The 19748-nt window shown below is 72.9% G+C and carries 17 protein-coding genes; 6 read left to right on the top strand and 11 right to left on the bottom strand.

Translation table 11 applies throughout. From position 1 onward, the window contains the following. Window positions 1-4 precede the first annotated feature (4 nt). Window positions 5-769: a sirohydrochlorin chelatase gene (locus ABZZ04_RS29045; RefSeq protein ID WP_356935187.1), complete on the top strand. Its 765-nt coding sequence runs from the start codon at window positions 5-7 to the stop codon at window positions 767-769. 12 nt (window positions 770-781) lie between these two features. Here ABZZ04_RS29045 and ABZZ04_RS29040 read toward each other — a convergent pair whose 3' ends face one another. Continuing rightward, complete coding sequence (locus tag ABZZ04_RS29040; RefSeq protein ID WP_356935186.1) at window positions 782-1417, bottom strand: DsbA family protein; 636 nt, start codon at window positions 1415-1417, stop codon at window positions 782-784. A gap of 111 nt (window positions 1418-1528) precedes the next feature. Here ABZZ04_RS29040 and ABZZ04_RS29035 point away from each other — a divergent pair, with 111 nt between their 5' ends. Further along, window positions 1529-2767: a hypothetical protein gene (locus ABZZ04_RS29035; RefSeq protein WP_356935185.1), complete on the top strand. Its 1239-nt coding sequence runs from the start codon at window positions 1529-1531 to the stop codon at window positions 2765-2767. 51 nt (window positions 2768-2818) lie between these two features. Here ABZZ04_RS29035 and ABZZ04_RS29030 read toward each other — a convergent pair whose 3' ends face one another. After that, window positions 2819-3403, bottom strand: a complete 585-nt coding sequence (locus tag ABZZ04_RS29030) for a TIGR03086 family metal-binding protein (protein WP_356935184.1) — start codon at window positions 3401-3403, stop codon at window positions 2819-2821. A 359-nt stretch (window positions 3404-3762) separates the two neighbouring features. Between ABZZ04_RS29030 and ABZZ04_RS29025 the strand changes: the two genes are divergently transcribed. Next, window positions 3763-4611 (top strand): ATP-binding cassette domain-containing protein, encoded by an 849-nt coding sequence (locus tag ABZZ04_RS29025; protein ID WP_356935183.1) that lies wholly within the window; start codon window positions 3763-3765, stop codon window positions 4609-4611. Between the two features lie 6 nt (window positions 4612-4617). Here the strand turns inward: ABZZ04_RS29025 and ABZZ04_RS29020 are convergent, their stop codons facing one another. The 6 genes from ABZZ04_RS29020 to ABZZ04_RS28995 form a co-directional block, all read right to left on the bottom strand. Further along, entirely contained in the window at window positions 4618-5010 is a 393-nt protein-coding gene (locus ABZZ04_RS29020) for a nuclear transport factor 2 family protein (protein WP_356935182.1), read from the bottom strand. Beyond that, window positions 5007-5582, bottom strand: coding sequence for a DUF1697 domain-containing protein (locus ABZZ04_RS29015; protein ID WP_356935181.1), 576 nt, complete (start codon window positions 5580-5582; stop codon window positions 5007-5009). The genes ABZZ04_RS29020 and ABZZ04_RS29015 overlap by 4 nt, the downstream gene beginning before the upstream one ends. Window positions 5583-5708: 126 nt before the next feature. Continuing rightward, window positions 5709-6911: a S8 family serine peptidase gene (locus ABZZ04_RS29010; RefSeq protein ID WP_356935180.1), complete on the bottom strand. Its 1203-nt coding sequence runs from the start codon at window positions 6909-6911 to the stop codon at window positions 5709-5711. Window positions 6912-7883: 972 nt separating this feature from the next. After that, complete coding sequence (locus tag ABZZ04_RS29005; protein ID WP_356935179.1) at window positions 7884-9182, bottom strand: extracellular solute-binding protein; 1299 nt, start codon at window positions 9180-9182, stop codon at window positions 7884-7886. Beyond that, complete coding sequence (locus ABZZ04_RS29000; RefSeq protein ID WP_356935178.1) at window positions 9182-10021, bottom strand: carbohydrate ABC transporter permease; 840 nt, start codon at window positions 10019-10021, stop codon at window positions 9182-9184. Before ABZZ04_RS29000 ends, ABZZ04_RS29005 begins: the two co-directional genes overlap by 1 nt. Then, on the bottom strand, window positions 10018-10968 hold the full coding sequence (locus ABZZ04_RS28995) for a sugar ABC transporter permease (protein WP_356935177.1): 951 nt from the start codon (window positions 10966-10968) through the stop codon (window positions 10018-10020). Before ABZZ04_RS28995 ends, ABZZ04_RS29000 begins: the two co-directional genes overlap by 4 nt. A gap of 125 nt (window positions 10969-11093) precedes the next feature. Here ABZZ04_RS28995 and ABZZ04_RS28990 point away from each other — a divergent pair, with 125 nt between their 5' ends. Continuing rightward, window positions 11094-11960, top strand: a complete 867-nt coding sequence (locus ABZZ04_RS28990) for an aminoglycoside phosphotransferase family protein (protein ID WP_356935176.1) — start codon at window positions 11094-11096, stop codon at window positions 11958-11960. 118 nt (window positions 11961-12078) lie between these two features. Here the strand turns inward: ABZZ04_RS28990 and ABZZ04_RS28985 are convergent, their stop codons facing one another. Then, on the bottom strand, window positions 12079-12807 hold the full coding sequence (locus tag ABZZ04_RS28985) for a 3'-5' exonuclease (RefSeq protein WP_356935175.1): 729 nt from the start codon (window positions 12805-12807) through the stop codon (window positions 12079-12081). A 77-nt stretch (window positions 12808-12884) separates the two neighbouring features. Beyond that, the gene (locus tag ABZZ04_RS28980; protein ID WP_148840050.1) at window positions 12885-14117 is read right to left on the bottom strand and encodes an SAV2148 family HEPN domain-containing protein; all 1233 of its coding nucleotides are present in this window, start codon (window positions 14115-14117) and stop codon (window positions 12885-12887) included. Between the two features lie 366 nt (window positions 14118-14483). Here ABZZ04_RS28980 and glgX point away from each other — a divergent pair, with 366 nt between their 5' ends. Beyond that, a complete protein-coding gene (gene glgX, locus ABZZ04_RS28975; protein ID WP_356935174.1) occupies window positions 14484-16649 on the top strand; it encodes a glycogen debranching protein GlgX in 2166 nt (721 codons plus the stop codon). Window positions 16650-16773: 124 nt separating this feature from the next. After that, complete coding sequence (treY, locus tag ABZZ04_RS28970) at window positions 16774-19143, top strand: malto-oligosyltrehalose synthase (RefSeq protein WP_356935173.1); 2370 nt, start codon at window positions 16774-16776, stop codon at window positions 19141-19143. 43 nt (window positions 19144-19186) lie between these two features. Here treY and ABZZ04_RS28965 read toward each other — a convergent pair. Beyond that, the coding region (locus tag ABZZ04_RS28965; RefSeq protein ID WP_356935172.1) for a cytochrome P450 at window positions 19187-19748 on the bottom strand (562 nt) is incomplete at its 5' end.

Genomic DNA, 19748 nt, shown 5'->3' with positions numbered 1-19748 from the left:
GGTCATGAACGCCCCGGTACTTCTCGTCATCGCCCACGGCAGCCGCGATCCGCGGCACGCGGCGACCGTGCACGCGCTCACCGCGCGGGTGCGGTCGCTGCGGCCGGGGCTGCGGGTGGAGACCGGTTTCCTGGACTTCAACGCGCCGTCGGTGCCGCGGGTCCTGGAACGGCTGGCGGCGCAGGGCGTGCGGGAGGTCGTCGCGCTCCCCCTGCTCCTGACCCGGGCCTTCCACGCCAAGTCCGACATCCCCACGGTGCTGCGCGAGGCCCGGACGAGGCTGCCCCGGCTGCGCGTCCGGCAGGCCGAGGTGCTCGGCCCGTCGCCGCTGCTGAACGCGGCCCTGGAACGACGGCTGCACGAGGCCGGGGTCCGGCCCGGCGACCGTGGCTCGACCGGGCTCGTCCTGGCCTCGGCGGGCTCCACCGACCCGGAGGCGATCGCAGTGATCGCTGAAATCGCGCGGGAGCTGCGGCACACCGGTTGGTGTTCCGTGCGGCCTGCGTTCGCCTCCGCCACATCTCCCACGGGGTTCCCCCGCACCGAGGACGCGGTGCGGGCCCTGCGGGACGAGGGGGTGCGGCGGGTGGCGGTGGCTCCTTATGTCATCGCGCCCGGCCGGCTCCCCGACCGGATCGCCGCGGGTGCGGCCGGCGCGGACGTGCTGGCCGGTGTCCTGGGCCCGGCACCGGAGCTGGCGCGGCTGCTGCTGGCCCGGTACGACGGGGGCAGTGTCCCGGCGGCCCGGACCGCCGCGCTCAGCGCGTGACGAGGCGCCCGGTCACCCCACGTCCAGGCTGCCCGTCCGGGTCCGCTTGAGCTCGAAGAAGTCCGGATTCCCGGCGAGCGTGCGGAAGCTGTCGAAGAACCGGCCCGCCTCCTCGCCGCGCGGGGCGGCCCGCAGGACGGGCCCGAACCAGACCGCGCCGTCGACGTGGATGGTGGGCGTGCCGACGTAGGCGTCCTCCTCCGGGTCCTTGCCTGCTTCGTGGCTGCGCCGCAGAGCCTCGTCGTACGCCTCCGAGTGCGCGGCGTCCGCCAGCGCGGCGGGCAGGCCCAGCTCCGCGAGGGACTCGGCGATCACCCGGTCGAAGTCCTCGTCCTTCTCCCGGTGTATGCGGGTGCCCATCGCGGTGTAGAGGTCGCGCAGGACCCCGTCGCCGTGCCCGGCCGCCGCGGCGACCGCGACCCGCACCGGTCCGATCGACCGGTCGACCAGGTCCCGGTACCAGTCGGGGAGTTCGTTGCCGATGTTGTGCAGATACAGGCTCATGACGCGGAAGCGGAGCTCGATGTCCCGGTGCCGCTCCACCTCCAGCATCCAGCGGGAGGTGATCCAGGCGAACGGGCAGGCCGGGTCGAAGTAGAAGTCGACGGTTGTCCGGCCCGGTCCGGATGTGTGCGGTGTGCTGTCCATGGACCGAGCGTAGACATCGAGTGGCATGTGATCCCGGGCCATTTGCCGTCGATTCCCCTGGGCCAATCAATCCACCGGCGGAAAGCCCGCCGCAGGCGGTAGCATCCGCTGATGCCCACCGTGGAAACCCTGATCCCGCAGGCCGGACAGGCCGATGCCGAGGGCCTGCGCGCGTTCGACGCGGACGGGCTGGCGGAGTACGTGACCGATCCGGCGCATCCGTGGTGGCGCCGCAGGCCCTGTGTGCTCGCGCTGGCCGGACGGGTGCCGGAGCACCGCGTCGCCGGGCTGATCGCCCGCGTCCACGACCCGCGGGACGTGGCGGAGGTCCGCATCGCGCTCCTGGACCTGCTCGCCGACCGGACCGAACTCCTGCCCTGGCTCGGACACCCGGACCGGCGGCGGGAGGACTCGTACGGCATGCCCGAGGCGATCCTCAAGGCACGCGGTCTGCTCGGCGACCGCTCGGCGACCGGCGGACTGACGACGCTCGCGGCCAGCCCCTGGTCGCGCCTGCGGGCGGCCGGCGAGGCCGGACTGGACGCGCTGGTCACCCGGTACGGGGCCGGGGCGGTCCTGTCCGACGTCGGCGACGCCCGCCCCGAGGACCGAGCCTTCCGGGTCCGGATGCGGCACCGGGCCGGTGCGGACGTCACCGACGCCCTCGCGGACCCCGACCGCGCGGTCGCGTACCTCGCCCAGTCCCTCCTCACCGATCCGGACCGGCTGCGCGGCCATCTCCGCGAGGCGCCGACGACCGAGGCGAAGCTGTGGACGGCGTACGCGCTGCACCGCCTCACCGGCGACGCCGCCGAGACCCGCGCGATCCACGCCTCGCTGGGCCGGCCCCGGGTCGAGGTCGCCGGACTGGACGAGGAACTGCGCGCGGCGATCGTCCGGGAGTACGGGCAGTCCTGCGAGAAGTCGAGCGACCCGCGCTGGCGGATCGAGGCCATCTGCGCCGAGCCGCCCGCACCTCCGGACGAGGACGAGCAGCTCCGCCGCGCCATGACCGCGCTCACCGCGGCGGGCCTGGCCCCGCGGCCCCCGGTCTCCTGCGGGGAGCACAACCAGCAGGGCGGCGGCACCTATCACGTCATCGGCCTCGGTGGGAGCGGGGCGGAGGCCGACGAGGACGAGGACGGGGCCGGGGTCCTCGTCAGCACCCTGGGCCGATTCGTCACCTCTTACGAACCGGAGCCCACCGCCCGCGCCGCGTTGGAGGCGGCGGGCTTCCGCTGGATCCCGCAGGAAATCGGCGCGATCCGGGTCACCGGCCTGTGCGTCTACTACTTCGGCGACCGCGAGCCCCTGAACGTCGCCACCCTGCTCTTCTACTGGCAGGACTGACGCCCCCGCCCGGTCCGGACCGCACCGGGCGGGGTTCCGGCGGACCGTGGCTCAGGCCGCGGTCCAGTGCGGGTCCCGGCCGCTGTGGGCCAGCGCGCGCTCGAAGACCGACGCCGATCCGGGCACGGCGACCTCGTCGGCGAAGCCGTCGTACTGCCGGTAGAGCGCGGCGGTGCTGTCGACGACGCCGAGGACGTACGCGGCCGCCCCGTCGGAGAGCCGGAACTCCTCCCCCACGACCCGGGCCACGTCCCAGCCGTGCAGGGCCGTCTCCTCGATGAGCATCGCGGCGATGTCGGCGGCCGGCGAGGTCGAACCGCCGAGGTCCACCTCCCCCTCCCAGACGGCCGGGTCCGCCCAGGCCGCGACGGCCCGGTCCAGCTGCTCGGCGTACTGCTGCGCCCAGTCGGCGTCGGCGGTGAAGTCCCGCGCGGTGAGCTCGTCGGGGAGGTCCTTGCGCAGGGCCCGGTGCTCCAGGCCGTGGGAGGTGTAGAGCACCCAGTGGTTGATGAGTCCCCGCAGGTCCCAGTCGCCGCAGGGGGTCTTCGGCGCGTCGAGCCGGCCGGCGTCGATGGAGCGGGCGATACGGGCCGCCTCGGCGGCGACTTCGGTCATGTGGGCGTGCTCGTTCTTCATGTCCGCAGCCTATGACCGGCCCGTGGAGCGGGGATTGAAGAAAAGCGACAGGGTCCGTACGGGCCGGGGCCACGGCCCGTACGGGTCGCGGCGGAGGGATAGGATCGGCGCATCGGTCCGGACATCCTCACCGCCGACCGGCCGGAGCAGGCGCTCTCCCCGACCGGGACCGCCTCGGCGCAGAACCGCTTCGGTCCCCCGATCGTCCGTCGGACGCGGCGCCGAAGGCGCGCGGGGCCCCGGCCCCGCCCTTCCCCCGGCTTCCCGTCGGCCGACGGTGTCCCGGCGGGGCGGACGCGACGCCCGCGGGCAGATCGCCCCCGCCCGGCCGCTCGCCCCGCCCGAAGGAGCATCCGCGCATGACCGCCTCACCCGTCACCGCCGTCCCCGTTCCCGGCCCCCCGGCCCCCGCAGCCGCCCCGGTGGTCGTGGCCGACGGCGTCTCGATCGTGCGGGACGGCAACGTCCTGCTCGACTCGGTCTCGCTGACCGTGCGCCGCGGTGAGCACTGGGCGCTGCTCGGTGCCAACGGGGCCGGGAAGAGCACGCTGCTGGGACTGCTCGGCGCGGTCGTCCATCCCACCCTGGGCTCGGTGGAGGTGCTCGGGCGGCGGCTCGGCCGGGTCGACCTGCGGGAGCTGCGGTCGCTGCTCGGGCATGTGAACCCGCGCCATCCGCTGCGCTCCGCCCTGTCCGTGCGCGAGGTGGTGCTGACCGGTCTGACCAACTCGGTCGAGCCGGTGCCCCGCTGGTCGGCGGGCCCGGAGCAGCGGGAGCGCGCGGAGCGCCTGCTGGAGATGCTCGGCATGGGCGGCCGGGGCGGGTCGCGCTGGCCCACGCTGTCGCAGGGCGAGCGGGGCCGTACGCTCATCGCCCGTGCACTGATGCCGCAGCCGCGGCTGCTGCTGCTCGACGAGCCGGCCACCGGGCTCGACCTCGCCGCGCGCGAGCAGCTGCTCGACAGTCTGGACGCGCTGCGCGAGGAGCACCCGGACCTGGCGACGGTGCTGGTCACCCATCATCTGGAGGAGCTGCCCGCCTCCACCACGCACGCCCTGCTGCTGCGGGGCGGCCGGTGCGTGGCCTCGGGTCCGGCGGACGAGGTCCTGACCACCGAGCGGGTCGGCGAATGCTTCGGGCACCCGGTGCTGATCTCCCGTACGGACGGCCGGTGGGCGGCCCGGACGCGGCGTCCGGGGCGTCGCTGAACCGGCTCAGCGACCGGTGCCGGGGCCGGGGTCCGCGGCGGTGAAGGGCGTGGCCTGGTGGAAGTACAGCACCCAGCCGTCACCGGCCGGCCGCCAGAGCGAACTGCGGTGGGACAGGCGGCCCTTCGTCTCGGTGTCGTAGGTGAGGTGGACTAGTTCGTCGCCGAACTGGACCCCGCTCATCCGGGACGCGGTGAGCGGGCCGGGGCGCGGGGCGTCCGCAGCGGTGAGCTCGGCGATGATCGTGTCGCGGTCCCAGATCCGGCCCTCGTGGTCGATCTCGCGGTACTCGGGGTGCAGGACCCGGCAGAGGAGTTCGGCGGAGGCGCGTACGGCCGGGTCCAGGAGGCGCAGCTCGCCCTCGACCGCCGCGGCCACACCGGGGGACGGTTCGCTCATGCGCGGACCCCGTCCTGCGCGGCCCCGGTCGCCGACGTCATCTCCACCAGCTTGACCACGGTGTTCCAGTTGCGCGAGGTGGCGACGAGGCCCTTGGTGACGGAGGTGCGGGACAGCGCGTCGCCGAGCTTCGAGGTGCCCAGTCCGCCGGGGGCGTAGAGGTAGAGCGCGCGGTCCCCGAGGCGGAACTCCTCGGGGAGGAAGGCCGCCGGGTCGATCCGGGCGAAGCGGTCGGCGTCGACCGGCCGGTCGTAGTACGTGATGTGCAGTTGTCTGCCTTCGAGGCCGGCGGCCGGGAACGGGCAGGCCGCCGCGGTCCCCGCCAGGTAGGCGCCGTCCCTGACCAGGCAGGGGACCGGGAAGCCGAACCGTTTCTCGATGGCCCGCTCCAGCTCGGCGGCGAGGGCGCCCTCGTCGCCGGACGCGCTGCTGAAGACGGCGTTGCCGCTCTGCAGATGGGTACGGACGTCTCCGTGTCCCAGTTCGGTGAGCAGTGTGCGCAGTTCGGCCATCGGAACCCGCTTGTGACCGCCCACGTTGATTCCGCGCAACAGCGCCGCGTACATCGTCATGGCCACACCATAGGACGAGCTCTTCGCACCGTGCGGCCGCCGCGCCCCGTGGGGGAGGGCGCGGCGGCCTCCGGTCCCGTCGTGCCGGGCGGCGTTCACCCGGTCACGGCTGCGGTGGGGTGTCGGTTACTCGACAACCTTCAGCAGCTTGTTCGGCGTGCCCTCGGTCGCGTTGGAGATCGCGTCGGGGGTGGCGCCCTCGGTCAGCGCCGTGGCGACCTCCTCCGGGGTGGCGTCCGGGTGACCGGCCAGGTAGACGGCGGCGGCACCGACGACGTGCGGGGTCGCCATGGACGTGCCGGAGATGGTGTTGGACGCGTCGTCGCTGTCGTTCCAGGACGAGGTGATGTCCGAGCCCGGAGCGTAGATGTCCACGATCGAGCCGTAGTTGGAGAAGTCCGACTGCTCGTCGTCCACCGTGGACGAGGCGACCGTGATGGCCTCCGGGACGCGGGCCGGGGAGCTGCCGCTCGCGTCGGTGGACTCGTTGCCCGCGGCCACCGCGAAGGTGACGCCGGAGGCGATGGCCCGCTGGACCGCGGCGTCGAGCGCCTCGTCCGCGCCGCCGCCGAGGCTCATGTTGGCGACGGAGGGGCCCTCGTGGTTCTCGGTGACCCAGTCGATGCCGGCGACGACCTGCTCGGTGGTGCCCGAGCCGGAGTCGTCCAGCACGCGGACGGCGACGATGTCGGCCTTCTTGGCGACACCGTAGGTGGCACCGGCGATGGTGCCCGCCACGTGGGTGCCGTGGCCGTTGCCGTCGTCGGCGCTGTCGTCGTTGTCCACGGCGTCGTAGCCCGAGGTGGCCCGACCCTCGAACTCCTCGTGGGTGACGCGGACACCGGTGTCGATGACGTACGCGGTGACGCCCTCGCCCGCGCTGTCCGGGTAGGTGTAGGCGTTGTCGCCGGCCGTCTCGGTCTGGTCGATCCGGTCCAGGCCCCAGGACGGCGGGTTCTCCTGGGTCTCGCTGATGTGGAACTTCTTGTTCTGGACGACCTTGGAGACGGCCGGGTCGGCCGCCAGGCGCTTGGCCTCGTCGAGCGAGAGGCCGCTGGCGGAGAAGCCGTTGATGGCGGAGCTGTAGTTGCGCTTCAGCTTGCCGCCGTACTCCTTGGCGAGCTCGGCCTTGTCCGCCTTCTTGTCCAGCATGACGATGTAGCTGCCGGCCACGGCGCCCGCCGCGTCCGCGCCGTAGACGACGCCCGTCCTGGGGGCCGGGGCGGCACCGGCGATCGAGGTGTTGAGCAGGGTGACACCGGCTGCTGCGGCGACCGCGGTTATCGCCGCGGTCAGCTTGATCCGGCGTGCGCGCTTGTGAGTTGCCATGAAGAGGGGTCTCCTCGTCATTCTTTGTGGGGGGATTGACCCCCGGCCGGAAGATCTCCGGGGGGCTGGCTCGAAACCCTGACCGATTGACGCGCCCAGATCAAGGGCTTCATGCGGCTGTGACTTACTCAACAAAGTTTCGTAATAAGAAACCGGCCAGTCACCCTCAAGTCGGGCACCGCCACCGCAACATCCGCCGCCCGCACGGGACTTGCCGCCCACGTCAGGCACTATCGACCCGCTTCGCGAGCAGGGAGGCGGGGTCCGCCGGAGCACGTCCGTGAAGGCGGGGGCGGCTTGAATCCGCCCCCCATGTTCACAGAGCCCTCACGACGTGAGGAAACGGATTCAGGCCCTCACGACCCGCACCTCGAAGACCCTCGTCGGTCCGGCGAGGGGCACGAAGGGGAGGTGGCCGGGGTGATCCTCCGCAGGAGGTTCCAGGGCGGCGGCAGCAGGCGCATGGCCTCGGACGGAGAATTCTCTCGCCGCTCACCGCCGAAAAGAGTGAAGCCCGGAGAGAAAATGCTTTCCGATGACTTCTTCTGCGTCGCGTCCGCCTTGCCACCGATACAGGGAACCTGACGGAACGATCGGCCGGACAGGCAGATCGGCGGGCTTGGCCCGGAAAAGCTTCCACGCATCCGGTTCCCGGGCCTCCTCCCGCCCGACAAACGGCGCTGAGCAGGGAGGACGAGAGGGTTCACCCCCCATGCCTCTGCGGGCACGTGCACACCGGGGCCCGAGGGGTCGAACTCACCCACCGGATACCCGGATCCCCGACAATGCGTGATGTCCGGAACCGGGTTTCTGATTTCCGGGTGACCGCCGAAACCGTCGGACGACGGACCCGAAGAAACGTACCGGTCGGCAATCCTGAATCCATTCGGAGAAAAATTGACCGGCCGGTGAAACCGAAAAGCTCCGGCACACGGCGGCGGGGACGCCGTGTGCCGGACGGTGGGCGGTGGCTCAGCGCTGGTAACGGGCCAGGACCCGGTTCCCGTCGTCGACCAGACGTTTCCTCAGCTCCTCGGCCCCGATCGCGCCGCTGTAGTACTCCTGGAGGGCGGGGGTGGCGACCTTGTCCTTCCATTCCGGGTAGCCGCGCACCGACTGGGCGGGCGCCGGACGCAACTCCTTCGCGACGGCGACACCGGTCGCCCAGCCGTTCTCCGCGGTGTGCAGGGACGGGTCCGCGAGCGCCTCGGTGCCGGTCGGGAGCATCCAGTCGCCCTTGGCCAGGCGCACCATGTTCGGCGGCCGGAGCAGGAAGTCGATGAACTGCGCGGCCGCCTTCTTGTGCGGGCTGGCCTCCGAGACGGAGAGGGTCTGCGGGCTCACCCCCTGGGCGAGTCCTCCGCTGCCCGCGGGAGCCGGCAGGACCGTCCACTCGAAGCCCTCGGGGGCCTGCTCGACGACCTGCTGGCGGTACGAGAACCCCAGCGGGACCATCGCGTACTTGCCGCCGAAGAAGCCGGGAAGGGTGTCGGAACCGCCCATGCCGAGCGCGGTGCGCGAGGCGCTGCGGTCGGTGTTGACCTGGTCGTGGATGACGCCGGGGACGACCCGGTCGCCCTCGTCCGCGCGGATGGTCACCCTGCCGTCGGCACCCCGGTGGAAGAGCTTGCCCCCGCCGGAGAGGCCGAGGTTCAGCGTGACGGAGACCGGCTCCTTGAGCGGCCAGGCGACGCCGTACCGGCCCTCCTTCGTCAGTTCCCCGGTGATCTGCCGGAACTCGTCCCAGCTCCAGGGGTTCCGGGGCGTCGGGATGCGGACCCCCGATTCCTTCAGGATCCTGGTGTTGGCGATCAGGACCCGGGGTTCCTGGAGGAACGGCACCCCGTAGACACCGTCGCCGAAGGTGGTGGTCCGCCAGCTCTCCCGGGGGATGTCGGCGGTCAGCCGGTCGGGGAGGAGTCCGCGCAGATCGGCGAGGTAGCCGCCGTACGCGAAGTCGGCCAGGTCGTCGGAGGCGTCGTGGATGACGTCCGGCGCCTCGTCGCCCTCGAAGGAGGTGAGCAGCTGGTCGTGGACGGTGTCCCAGCTGCCCTGGACGTAACTGACGTGGATGTCCGGGTGGGTCTCGTTCCACTCCTCCACCAGCTGCCTGTTGGCGTCGACGGACTCCTTCTGCCAGGCCAGCGACTGAAAGGTGAGCTCGATCCGCCCGTCGCCGCCCCCGTCGTCGTCCGGGCCCGCGCAGCCGGTGAGCAGCAGGGCCAGTGCCGCGGCCGCGGCGGCGACCGTCCTCGTCAGGGATGCGCGCATCAGCTCTTCACCGCCCCGGCCGTCATGCCGCCCGTGATCCGCCGCTGGATGACCGCGAAGACGACCAGCGAGGGCAGGGTGGCGAGGAACGCGGCGGCGGCCAGCGGTCCGAGGTCGGCCGCCCCTTCCGCCCCGATGAAGTGGGTCAGCACGACCGGCAGGGTCTGTTTCTCCGGCGTCTTGAGCAGGACGAGCGCGAAGAAGAGCTCGTTCCACGCGGTGATGAAGGCGAAGAGCGCGGTGGCGACGATGCCGGGGGCCAGCAGCGGGGCGGTGACCGAGACGAGCGTGCGCAGCCGTCCCGCGCCGTCCACCGAGGCGGCCTCCTCCAGTTCGACGGGCACGGCCCGTACGTATCCGACCAGCATCCAGAGCGCGAACGGCAGCGCCCAGACGACGTACACCATGATCAGCCCCCACAGGGTGTTGATCAGATGGAGGTTCTTCAGGATCAGGAAGAGCGGAATGATCATCAGGACGATCGGGAACGCCTGGCTGACCACGACCCATCCGGTGGCGGCCGTCGAGAGCCTGGAGCGGTGACGGGCCATCACATAGGCCATGGGGGTGGCGACGAGGACCGCGAGGAGCGCGGCGCAGACCGCGGCAAGCAGGGAGTTGGCGGCGGCCTGCAGCAGCGGCTGTTCGTCGAAGGCCGCGCGGAAGTTGTCGAGCGTCGGGTTCTCGGGGATCCAGGTGGGGTGCAGGGATCCCAGTTCGCGTGCCGGTTTGAAGGCGGTGGAGATCAGCCACAGGAACGGGAACGCCAGGAAGACGAGGTACCCGAGGAGTGCGAGGTACTGCGCGGCGCGTGCCGGTCCGCCGGTGCGCGGGCTCATCGGTCCTCGCCTCCCCTGAGTCGTCCGGCCAGGTACACCGCGAGGATCACGGAGATCACCGCGACCATCACGCAGCCCATGGCGGCGGCGTAGCCGAACTGTCCGTAGTGGAACGCCTCTTCGTAGGCGAAGAGCATCGGCAGCCGGGTGCGGCCGCCGGGTCCGCCGTTGGTCAGTACGTAGACCAGGGCGAAGGAGTTGAAGTTCCAGATGAAGTTGAGCGCGGTGATGGCGAGCGCGACCGGTCTGAGCACCGGCCAGGTGACGGTCCAAAAGCGGCGCCAGGCACCGGCCCCGTCCAGGGCCGCCGCCTCGTGGAGTTCGTGCGGGGTGTTCTGCAGTCCGGCGAGCAGGGCGACGGTGGTCTGGGGCATGCCGGCCCAGACGCCCACGACGATCACGGCGGGCAGGGCGGTGGCCAGTCCGGTGAGCCAGTCCCGGCCGTCGCCCAGGCCGAGGTCGCGGATGGTCTCGTTGAGGACGCCCGCGTCGGGGTTGTAGACGAGGCGCCACATGATGCCGACGACCACCTCGGGCATCGCCCACGGGATGATCGCCAGGGCCCGCGCCAGCCAGCGCAGCCGCAGCTTCTGGTTGAGCAGCAGGGCGAGGCCGAGGGCCAGGACGAACTGCGGGACCGTGACGCCGACCGCCCACAGCAGCCCGATCCGGAACGAGTCCCAGAAGAGGGTGTCGTGGAGCAGGTCCTGGAAGTTGAGCCCGCCCACCCACTGGGTGGCGCGGGTGCGGCCGGACTGGGCGTCGGTGAAGGCCAGCGCGATGCCGTAGAGGAGGGGGCCGACGCTGAGGACCAGGATCGGGATCAGCGCGGGCAGGACCAGGAACCAGGCGCCGACGTTCCGGTTGGCGGGCCGGGACTGCCTTCCGGGCGGGCCACCGGGTGGGCTCTTCTTGCCGGAACGTACGGTTGCATCCGCTAATGTCATTAATTCGCCCCCTTGCGTCATTCGATCGGTTTCATACCGTTCTGGCCGCTCAGGTGGCCCCCGTCATCGTGCTGATGGCCCGTCGGTTCGTCAAGGCAACCTGCACGGATGCGAAAATCGGATCCATGAACGAGATGCGTGCGCGCGAGGTGCTGACCGCTGCCGGACTGTCCGGTGGTGCGGAGCTGCTCGCGCTGGGCGAGAACGCGGTGTTCGCCGTCGGCGACCTGGTGGTCAAGGTCGGCCGGGACGCCGTGCAGCACCCGGAACTGCGGGACCGGGCCGAACGCGAGGTGGCCGTCGCCCGGTGGCTGGCCGACTCGGGGGTCCCCGCCGTGCGCGCCGCCGAGCCCGGGGCCCGTCTGGTGGAGGGCCACCCGGTGACGCTCTGGCACCGGCTTCCCGACGCCGTGCGCCCCGCCGAGCCGCGGGACCTGGCCGGGCTGCTCGCCCTGGTGCACGCGCTGCCCGCCCCGGAGGGGATCTCCCTGCCGCGCCGCGAGCTGCTGGGCGGGGTCGAGCGCTGGCTGCGGCTCGCCGGTGACGCCGTCGACCCGGCCGACGCCGACTACCTGCGCGAGCGGCGCGACGGCTTCGCGGCGGCCGCGGCGGCGCTGGTGCCCCATCTGCCACCGGGGCCGATCCACGGGGACGCCCTTCCCCGCAACGTCCACGTCGGCCCGGACGGGCCGGTGCTGGTCGACCTGGAGACCTTCTCCGCGGATCTGCGCGAGCACGACCTGGTCGTGCTGGCGCTGTCCCGGGACCGGTACGGCCTGGCCCCCGAGGCGTACGACGCCTTCACCGCCGACTACGGCTGGGATGTCCGCGAGTGGGACGGCTGCGCGGTGCTGCGCGGGGCGCGGGAGACGGCCAGCTGCGCGTGGGTGTCCCAGCACGCCCCGTCCAACCCGCGGGCGCTCGCGGAGTTCCGCCGCCGGGTGGCGTCGCTGCGGGACGGCGACCCGGCGGTGCGCTGGTACCCGTTCTGAGCGCCGGTCGCGGGGCCGGTCCGTCCGCCCGGAACGCGTCGCGGGCCGGGCTGCGGTGTCCCCGGGCGGGCCCGCGCCGTCCCGTGCCCGGTGCCCGGACCGGGCGGGCCCGGGAGGCTCAGCCCGGGACGCCGGCCGGCTCCCGCAGGGGCCAGTGGCCGTCGATCACCGCGTCCGCCGTGCCCTTGCGGCGCAGGAACTGCTGGAAGTCCGCCGCCCACTGCGCGTACCACTCCACCTGGCGCTCGTGCAGCTCGGCGGCGGTCAGTGCGGCCACCGAGCCGTGCCGCTCGGCTATCGCGTACGCCACCCGGACCGCGGCCAGCGCGTCCGCGCCCGCGTCATGGGCGCCGCCGTGCACCACGCCGTACTCGACGCAGACCGCTTCGAGGTTGCGCTTGCCCTTGCGGTAGCGGTCGACGGCCCGGTCGATGGTGTACGGGTCGATGACCGGGCCGATCCCCGCCCCGTCGAGCCGGTCGCTCAGCGAGGGCAGTCCGTGGCGCCGCAGCTCCGCCGTGAGCAGGGTCAGGTCGAAGGCCGCGTTGTACGCCACGACCGGCACTCCGCGGCGCCAGTACTCCGTGAGCGTCCCGGCGATCTCGTCGGCCACCTCGCGCGCCGGCCGGCCCTCCGCCGCCGCCCGCTCGTTGCTGATGCCGTGGATCGCGGAGGCCGGCTCGGGGATCGGGACGCCCGGATCCGCCAGCCAGGTGCGCTGCCGCACCGGCTCCCCGTCCCGGCCGTCGACGCCGACGACCGCCGCCGTGACGATCCGGGCCTCCAGCGGTTCCGTACCCGTCGTCTCCAGGTCGAAGCCGACCAGCGCCTCCCGGTGCCAGCTCATCCCGTACCTCCTTCGTGGTGCTCTCCCCCATGTGCGTCCACCCTCGCACGCACCACTGACAACGCCGCCGCGGCCCCTCAGGAGACGGGTCGGGAGTCCGTCCACACGGACTCGAACTCCTCGCGGTACGTCTCGAACAGTCCGTGCTCGTTGTCCTGGCCCGCCCGGACCACGGCGCGTCCGCCGCCGCGCAGCACCAGCACGGGCGCCTCCATGCCGCGTGCGCGCCTCAGATAGGGCTGGACGACCCCGACCGCGTCCGTTCCGTCGCCGTCCACCAGATAGGCCGTGAAGCGCGGCGTCTCGTCGAAGACGTGGATCTCGAAGGCGCCGGGGTCGCGGAGCTTGGAGCGGACCCGGCGCATGTGGAGGATGTTCATCTCCACCGACCGGCTCAGCTCGCCCTTCTTGAGCCCCAGCTCCCGCTCCCGGCGCTTGACCGCGCTGCTGGCCGGGTTGATGAAGAGCAGCCGTATCCGGCAGCCCGACTCGGCGAGCCGGATCAGCCTGCGGCCGGAGAAGTTCTGCACCAGCAGGTTGAGCCCGATACCGATCGCGTCCAGCCGGCGCGCGCCGCCGAAGAGGTCCTCGGCCGGCAACTGGCGCTGGAGCCGCACCCGGTCGGCGTGGACGGAGACCACGTCCGCGTACCGGTCGCCGACCAGTTCCTCGACGGCGTCGACCGGGAGCCGGTCGGCCGACGGGACGGCGGCGCCGGAGCCCAGGATCTCCAGGAGCCGGGCGGAGGCCCGCTCGGCCTGGGCGAGGACCGCCTTGTTCAGGGCGCGGTTGCGGGAGACCACGTTGCGGGCGACCTCCAGCTCGTCGAGCGCCAGCTCCACCTCGCGCCGGTCGTCGAAGTACGGCTCGAAGCAGGGCCAGTGCTGGACCATCAGCTCGCGCAGCTGCGGGAGCGTGAGGAAGCTGAGGACGTTGTCGTCGGCGGGGTCCAGGAGATAGCCCTTGCGGCGGGAGACCTCGCGCACGGCGACGGCGCGCTGCACCCACTCCTGCCCGGCGGGACCGGCGGCGGCCACCACCCAGTCCTCGCCGTGGACCGGTTCGTAGATGGGCCGGAGCACGGCGGCGACCACCGCGCGCAGCCGCTGTTCCACCAGGTTGAGCCAGATGTAGGCGCGTCCGGCCCGCTGGGCGCGCGTGCGCACCTCGCTCCAGGCGTCCGCTCCCCAGTCCAGTTCCGCGCCGATCTCCATGGGCCGCGCAAGTGATACCGCCCCTGGTGGGACGTCGCTGGAATCCCCCTCGTGACCCGTGTCACCCGGGGGCAGCTCGATCCCTCCCGAGCTCACCCGCGCACCGCCTTCCACTCCCCCACCAACGATCAAGGAAGGGTACTCCGCGAGCGGGAGCCGGTGCAGCCCGATGCGCATGCTGCTTCACCAACTCCCCATCGATGCGGGCCGGTTCCCGACGGCGAGATCTGCCGTAGTGAGGGGATTCATAGCGATTGGGCCCCCTTCCCGGCCTGTGCGCCCGATGTGCGATCCGGCCGGGCCCCCGTCGTGGTTCCGGGCGACACGGAGGGGCCCGATGTTGACCGGACCGCGCGACGTCCTAGGAAGCCGCACCTCTTTCGGGGAAGATTTCGGGAGAGATCCGGAACAAACAGCCCCAAGGGCCCGAACACCCGGATCAGAAGGGGAAGAGTCGATTCCATGCAGGTCTGGCCGGGACAGGCGTACCCCCTCGGCGCCACGTACGACGGCGCCGGGACCAACTTCGCGGTCTTCTCGGAGGCCGCCCACCGAATCGAGTTGTGCCTGCTGCACGACGACGGTTCCGAGACGGCGGTGGAGCTCAGGGAGACCGACGCCTTCGTCCGCCACGCCTACCTGCCCGGGGTGATGCCCGGTCAGCGGTACGGATTCCGGGTCCACGGGCCCTACGAACCGCAGCGCGGCGTCCGGTGCAATTCGGCGAAGCTGCTGCTCGACCCGTACGCCCGTGCGGTCGCCGGGCAGATCCGGTGGGGCGAGGAGGTGTACGGCTACCCCTTCGGCCGGCCCGACGCGCGCAACGACCTCGACTCGGCGCCGCACACCATGACCTCGGTGGTGGTCAACCCGTACTTCGACTGGGGGGACGACCGGCGGCCCCGTACGGACTACCACCGCACGGTGATCTACGAGGCCCATGTGAAGGGCCTGACGATGCTCCATCCGGGGCTGCCGAAGGAGCTGCGCGGCACCTACGCGGGGCTGGCCCATCCGGAGGTGATCGCCCATCTGACGGAACTGGGGGTCACCGCCATCGAGCTGATGCCGGTGCACCAGTTCGTCCAGGACCACCGGCTGGCCGACGCCGGGCTGGCCAACTACTGGGGCTACAACACCATCGGCTTCTTCGCCCCGCACAACGCGTACGCCTCCTGGGGCGACCGGGGCGAGCAGGTGCTGGAGTTCAAGCAGGCCGTGCGGGCGCTGCACCAGGCGGGCATCGAGGTGATCCTCGACGTGGTCTACAACCACACCGCCGAGGGCAACCACCTGGGCCCGACGCTCTCCTTCCGGGGCCTGGACAACGCCTCGTACTACCGGCTGGCGGACGACCAGCGGTACTACACGGACACCACGGGGACCGGGAACTCCCTGCTGATGCGGTCGCCGCACGTGCTCCAGCTGATCATGGACTCGCTGCGGTACTGGGTCACGGACATGCACGTGGACGGGTTCCGCTTCGATCTGGCGGCGACCCTGGCCCGGCAGTTCCACGAGGTGGACCGGCTGTCGTCGTTCTTCGACCTGGTGCAGCAGGACCCGGTGGTCAGCCAGGTGAAGCTGATCGCCGAGCCGTGGGACGTGGGCGAGGGCGGCTACCAGGTGGGGAACTTCCCGCCGCTGTGGACCGAGTGGAACGGCAAGTACCGGGACACGGTGCGGGACCTGTGGCGGGGCGAGCCGAGGACCCTCGCCGAGTTCGCCGGCCGGCTGACCGGGTCGTCGGACCTGTACCAGGACGACGGGCGGCGCCCGCTCGCCTCCATCAACTTCGCCACCTGCCACGACGGGTTCACCCTGCACGACCTGGTCTCGTACAACGACAAGCACAACGAGGCCAACGGGGAGGGCAACCGGGACGGCGAGAGCCACAACCGGTCCTGGAACTGCGGTGTCGAGGGCGGGACCGACCGGCCCGAGGTGCTGGACCTGCGGATGCGGCAGATGCGGAACTTCATCGCCACGCTGATGCTGTCCCAGGGCGTGCCGATGCTGAGCCACGGCGACGAGTTCGCGCGGACTCAGCGGGGCAACAACAACGCCTACTGCCAGGACAGCGAGCTGTCCTGGGTGCACTGGCCCGACCCGGCGAAGGCCGGTGCGGACGGGGACGAGGGGGGTGCGGGGGACGAGGGGGACGCGGGGGCCGGCAGTCTGCTGGAGTTCACCCGGGCGATGGTGTGGCTGCGCCGCGACCATCCGGTCTTCCGGCGCCGCCGGTTCTTCCACGGCCGCCCGGTGGAGGGCACGCACGACGAGCTCTCGGACATCGCGTGGTTCACGCCGGAGGGCCACGAGATGACGCAACGGGACTGGCAGGCCGCGCACGCCAAGGCGTTGACGGTGTTCCTGAACGGGCACGCGATCTCGGAGCCGGGGCCGCGCGGCGAGCGGATCTCCGACGACTCGTTCCTGCTGATGTTCAACGCGAGCGCGGAGACGCTGGAGTTCTCCGTCCCGGTCAACCACGGCCGGCAGTGGCTGGTGGTCGTCGACACGGCCCGCCCGGCCGGGGTGCTGCCCGGCTCGGGGCCGAAGGTGGCGGCGGGCGATCGGGTGACGCTGATCGGGCGGAGCATGGTGGTGCTGCAACGGCCCGCGTGACGCCGTGCGCCGGGCCGGGGCGATGATCCCGGTGGCGGGCCGGCCCGCCACCGGGACGCCGCCGGTCGAGCCCTTTGCGGCGTCCGGTGACACGGAAGCCGTCCGGCCGGGTACGAACGTCCGCATGACGCCCACCGCCACCTACCGCCTCCAGCTCCAGCCCGGATTCCCGTTCTCGGCCGCGGGACGCGCCGTGCCGTACCTCGCCGGGCTCGGTGTCTCCCACCTCCATCTGTCCCCCGTGCTGGAGGCCGTGCCGGGCTCCCGGCACGGCTACGACGTCGTCGACCACGGCCGGGTGCGGGCCGAGCTCGGCGGCGAGGAGGGACTGCGGGAGCTGGCCCGCACGGCGCGGGCGCACGGCCTCGGGCTGGTCCTGGACATCGTGCCGAACCACATGGCCGCCCACCCCCGGTACAACCACGCCCTGCGGGAGGTGCTGCGCGAGGGCCCCGGGTCCCCGTACGCCCGCTGGTTCGACGTCGACTGGGCGGCGGGCGGCGGCAAGGTGCTGCTGCCGGTGCTCGGCGACCGGATCGGCGAGGAGATCGGCCGGCTGCGGGTGGACGGGGACGTGCTGCGCCACGGCGAGCAGGAGTTCCCGCTGCGGGCCGGCACCGCGGGGCTGCCGATGCCCGAGCTGCTGGACGCCCAGCACTACCGGCTCGCCTGGTGGCGGCTGGCCCGTACCGAGCTGAACTACCGGCGGTTCTTCACGGTCTCGGACCTCATCGGGGTGCGGGTGGAGGACCCCGAGGTCTTCGCCGCCACCCACGTCAAGATCCTCGAACTGGTCCGGGACGGCGTCGTCGACGGGCTGCGCGTCGACCACCCCGACGGGCTCGCCGATCCGGCGGCCTACCTGGACCGGCTCGCGGCGGCGACCGGCGGGCGGTGGACGGTGGTGGAGAAGATCCTCGGCCCCGCCGAGCGGCTGCCCGCGGACTGGGCCGTCGCGGGGACGACGGGGTACGACGCGCTGCACCGGGTCGACGGGCTGTTCGTCGACCCGATGGGCGCGGCGGAGCTGGTCGGCCGCTACCGGGAGTACGCCGGACCCGCGGACGGTCTCGGCGGCGACTGGACCTCGACCGTCCGCCGGGCCGCGTACCGGGTCGTGGAGCACGAGCTGGCCGCGGAGACCGGGGCGCTGACCCGGCTCGCCGAGCGGATCTGTGCCGCCGACCCGGCGCTGCGCGACCACGCCCCGTGGGCCCTGCGCGCCGCCGTGCGCGAACTGCTCGTACGGGTGCCCGTCTACCGCCCGTACGCGACGGCCGGCAGGACCTGTTCGCGGGAGGCGGCGGCGACGCTCCCGGAGTCGGCCGTGCGGGACGCGCGGGCGACGTTCACCGTCCCGGAGGAGGCCTCGGCGGTCGACGTGGTGCGGGAGCTGGCACTGGGGCGGGCGGGGGCGGGGCCGGAGCGGGAGGCGTTCTGCGCCCGGTTCGCCCAGACCGCGTCCGCGCTGCGCGCCAAGTCGGTCGAGGACGCCGCGTTCTACCGGTACCTGCCGCTGATCGCGGCGAACGAGGTGGGCGGGAACCCCGGGCGGCCCGCGGTCACGCCGGAGGAGTTCCACGCCTTCTGTGCCCGGTCGGCCGCCGACCGGTCGACCGGCGGCACGGTGCTGACCACCCACGACACCAAGCGGAGCGCCGATGTCCGGGCCCGGATCGCGGTGCTGACGGAGTGCCCGGAGAAGTGGTCCGGTCTGCTCACGGAGCTGGGGCGGACGGTTTCGGCCGCCGCTCCCGACGCGCAGTTCGCCTGGCAGGCCTGGCAGACCGCGGTGGGCTGCGCGGCGCTGCCGGCCGGCGAGGCGGCGGGCCGGCTGGAGCCCGCGCTGCTGAAGGCGGTCCGCGAGGCGGGGCTGCACACCGGCTGGACCGAGCCCGATCCGGCGTACGAGCGGGCGGTGGTGGACTTCGTGGCGGCGGGTCCGGCCGCCGGCGCCGGGCCGGTGCGCGAGGCGCTGGACCGGTTCACGTCCGTGCTCGCCCCGTACGCGCGGGCCAATGTGCTGGGGGCGGCCCTGGTGCACCTCACGATGCCGGGTGTGCCGGACCTGTACCAGGGCACGGAACGGGAGTACGTGGCGCTGGTCGACCCGGACAACCGCCGCCCCTTCCACGCCCCGTCCGCCGACGCCCCGGCCTGCGAGAAGAGCGGGCTGACCGCGACGGCGCTGCGGCTGCGGCGCGAGCGGCCGGAGGTGTTCGGCGCGTCGGGCGCGTACGCCCCGCTGGGCGCGCGGGGTCCCGCGGCCGCGCACTGCCTGGCGTTCTGCCGGGGCGGCCAGGTGGTCACCGCGGTGACCAGGCTGTCGCTGCGGCTGGCCGAGTCGGGGGGCTGGCGCGACACGGAGTTGGTACTGCCGGACGACGGGCCGTGGGCCGATCTGCTGGCGCCCGGCCGGGAGTTCGCCGGGGCGTCGGTCGCGCTCGCCGACCTCTTCGCCGACCGTCCGGTGGCGCTGCTCGGCCGGGTCTGACGACGGGGCTCCCGCCGGTCGCGGACGGCCCGGGCGGCGAGGCTCAGTCGGGTCTGACGACGAGGCTCCGCGGGCCGCGGGTGAGCAGGCCGGTGGCGACGGGGTGGAAGCCGTCCGCCCAGCGCAGCCCCGGCATGGCGTCGAGCAGCGCGCGCACGCCGTGCCGGGCCTCCAGCCTGCCGAGCAGGACCGCGGGGCAGTCCGCGGGGCCGGCCGGGAACCGGGCCTGGTCGCGGCGGAAGGGGTCGAAGCGGTCCGGTTCGGCGAACCGTTCGGGGTCGCGGGCCGCCGAACCGGTCAGGCAGGCGACGGGCGCCCCGGCGGGCAGCGTGCCGCCGCTGAGGGCGACCTCGGTGACGGTGCGGCGCAGCACGACCTGGACCGGCGGGTCGCGGCGCAGGGTCTCCGTCCAGGCCCGCTCGGCCAGGGCGGGTTCGGTGCGCAGGGCGGCCAGCAGGTCGGGGGCGTCCAGCAGGTTGGCGAGGAAGGAGGCGAGCGCCGTCTCGCGCAGCCCGGTGTGCCGGGAGTGGAGATCTGCGAGGTGCCGCTGTCCGATCCGTACGGGCAGCTGCGCAACGGAGAGTTCGACGTCCAGCTCCAGGAGT

It is taken from the genome of Streptomyces sp. NPDC006435 (genome assembly GCF_040612315.1).
Lineage (GTDB): Bacteria > Actinomycetota > Actinomycetes > Streptomycetales > Streptomycetaceae > Streptomyces.
The sequence above is the reverse complement of the archived record's forward strand: the minus strand, read 5'-3'. Positions and strand labels throughout refer to the sequence as shown.

What these genes read in the sequence shown, in the direction of transcription:
- ABZZ04_RS29035 (WP_356935185.1), top strand. Translation starts at nt 1,529, where the DNA reads ATGCCCACCGTGGAAACCCTGATCCCGCAGGCCGGACAGGCCGATGCC.
- ABZZ04_RS29000 (WP_356935178.1), bottom strand. Translation starts at nt 10,021, where the DNA reads ATGAGCCCGCGCACCGGCGGACCGGCACGCGCCGCGCAGTACCTCGCA.
- ABZZ04_RS29010 (WP_356935180.1), bottom strand. Translation starts at nt 6,911, where the DNA reads ATGGCAACTCACAAGCGCGCACGCCGGATCAAGCTGACCGCGGCGATA.
- ABZZ04_RS28985 (WP_356935175.1), bottom strand. Translation starts at nt 12,807, where the DNA reads ATGAGCTGGCACCGGGAGGCGCTGGTCGGCTTCGACCTGGAGACGACG.
- ABZZ04_RS29045 (WP_356935187.1), top strand. Translation starts at nt 5, where the DNA reads ATGAACGCCCCGGTACTTCTCGTCATCGCCCACGGCAGCCGCGATCCG.
- ABZZ04_RS28995 (WP_356935177.1), bottom strand. Translation starts at nt 10,968, where the DNA reads ATGACATTAGCGGATGCAACCGTACGTTCCGGCAAGAAGAGCCCACCC.
- ABZZ04_RS29040 (WP_356935186.1), bottom strand. Translation starts at nt 1,417, where the DNA reads ATGGACAGCACACCGCACACATCCGGACCGGGCCGGACAACCGTCGAC.
- ABZZ04_RS29020 (WP_356935182.1), bottom strand. Translation starts at nt 5,010, where the DNA reads ATGAGCGAACCGTCCCCCGGTGTGGCCGCGGCGGTCGAGGGCGAGCTG.
- ABZZ04_RS29030 (WP_356935184.1), bottom strand. Translation starts at nt 3,403, where the DNA reads ATGAAGAACGAGCACGCCCACATGACCGAAGTCGCCGCCGAGGCGGCC.
- ABZZ04_RS29015 (WP_356935181.1), bottom strand. Translation starts at nt 5,582, where the DNA reads ATGACGATGTACGCGGCGCTGTTGCGCGGAATCAACGTGGGCGGTCAC.
- ABZZ04_RS28990 (WP_356935176.1), top strand. Translation starts at nt 11,094, where the DNA reads ATGAACGAGATGCGTGCGCGCGAGGTGCTGACCGCTGCCGGACTGTCC.
- treY (WP_356935173.1), top strand. Translation starts at nt 16,774, where the DNA reads ATGACGCCCACCGCCACCTACCGCCTCCAGCTCCAGCCCGGATTCCCG.
- ABZZ04_RS29005 (WP_356935179.1), bottom strand. Translation starts at nt 9,182, where the DNA reads ATGCGCGCATCCCTGACGAGGACGGTCGCCGCCGCGGCCGCGGCACTG.
- glgX (WP_356935174.1), top strand. Translation starts at nt 14,484, where the DNA reads ATGCAGGTCTGGCCGGGACAGGCGTACCCCCTCGGCGCCACGTACGAC.
- ABZZ04_RS29025 (WP_356935183.1), top strand. Translation starts at nt 3,763, where the DNA reads ATGACCGCCTCACCCGTCACCGCCGTCCCCGTTCCCGGCCCCCCGGCC.